This is a genomic window from Streptomyces sp. NPDC101225, from assembly GCF_044767585.1.
Taxonomy (GTDB): domain Bacteria; phylum Actinomycetota; class Actinomycetes; order Streptomycetales; family Streptomycetaceae; genus Streptomyces.
The window spans coordinates 1-1215 of sequence record NZ_JBIWOE010000095.1; the positions used below are offsets into that span (position 1 = coordinate 1).

Consider the following 1215-nt stretch of genomic DNA (forward strand, 5'->3'; position numbering starts at 1 on the left):
TGTTGAGCGACATTCGTTGTGACGATGACGGCGTCAGTCGTTTTGGTGTTGGTGAGCGACGGGAAGGGCCGGTCCGACGGAGTCGGACCGGCCCTGGTGTTCATGTCGTCGCAGTGGTGGTCACTCTGTCGTGACTTCGGCGATGGCTGCGCGGGCAGATGCCTCGTCGACGATGGTCTTGTTCTGGGTGAAGGTGTCCAACAGGGCTTGGACGGCGAGGTTGTTGACGGCGCGGGGCAGGCCGCGGCCGGTTGTGTGGATCAGTTGGACGGCGTCGTCGGAGAACAGCGGGTCGGAGCGTCCGGCGAGCGCGAGGTGGTGTTTGAGGTAGCCGGTCGTCTCCTCGCTGGTCATCGGGGGCATGGAGAAGCGCAGGGCGATGCGTTGGTCGAGGGCGGCCATGGTGCCCATTTTGATCTTGCGGCGGAGGGTGGGCTGGCCGACCAGGAGGCAGGCGAACGGGGAGGCGGAGTCCATGTCGTGGTTGGTGAGCATCCGCACGGATTCCAGCTGGTCGGGGGTGAGGAGGTGGGCCTCGTCCAGGACGAGGACGGGGCAGCGTCCGCGTTCGGCCTGTTCGGTGGCCAGGGCGTCGGCGGCCTGGGGGATCAGGGCGGCGGTGTGGGGGTGCGGGGTGCCGCCGAGGGCGGTGACGATGGCGCGGTGGATGCCGCGGGCGCCGACGGCGGGGTTGCCGAGGTAGATGACCAGGTGGCGGACGGGGTCCAGGCCGGCGAGGGCGGCGCGGACGGCGACGGTCTTGCCGGCGCCGACCTCGCCGGTGACCACCGCGAGGGCGTGTTCATTCACGGCCCAGGTGATGCGGGCGACGGCTTCGGAGTGGGCGGCGTGGCGGTGCAGGGCTCCGGGGGCCAGGTTCTTGCCGAACGGCATCCTGGCGAAGCCGAAGTACTGGGCCAGGCGCTCGATCACCGGCTTGCCTCCTCTGCTTCGAGGGCGGCATCCAGGGCAGTGGCGCGGTCGAACAGGGCGAAGGCCAGGCGTGCGGCGGTGAATACCGCGCGGTGGCCCGCGCCGGAGTCCAGGCGGTGGGCGCGGGTGACCATTCGGTCGGCCAAATCCAGGGCCCTGGTCACGAACTCCCACGCCTGGTCGGGGTCTTGACGCTCAGTATTCACCGTGTCCCCCTTCGCTGTCGCTGTCGCTGTCGCTGTCGCTGTCGCTGTCGCTGTCGCTGTCGCTGTCGCTGTCGCG

2 protein-coding genes are annotated in these 1215 nt (G+C 69.5%); both read right to left on the reverse strand.

What is annotated here, in order from left to right; genetic code table 11:
- Positions 1-120: 120 nt before the first annotated feature.
- Entirely contained in the window at positions 121-933 is an 813-nt protein-coding gene (locus tag ACIRPX_RS45835) for an ExeA family protein (RefSeq protein WP_404206122.1), read from the reverse strand.
- Positions 930-1139, reverse strand: coding sequence for a hypothetical protein (locus tag ACIRPX_RS45840; protein WP_404206123.1), 210 nt, complete (start codon positions 1137-1139; stop codon positions 930-932). Before ACIRPX_RS45840 ends, ACIRPX_RS45835 begins: the two co-directional genes overlap by 4 nt.
- Between the last annotated feature and the right edge of the window lie 76 nt (positions 1140-1215).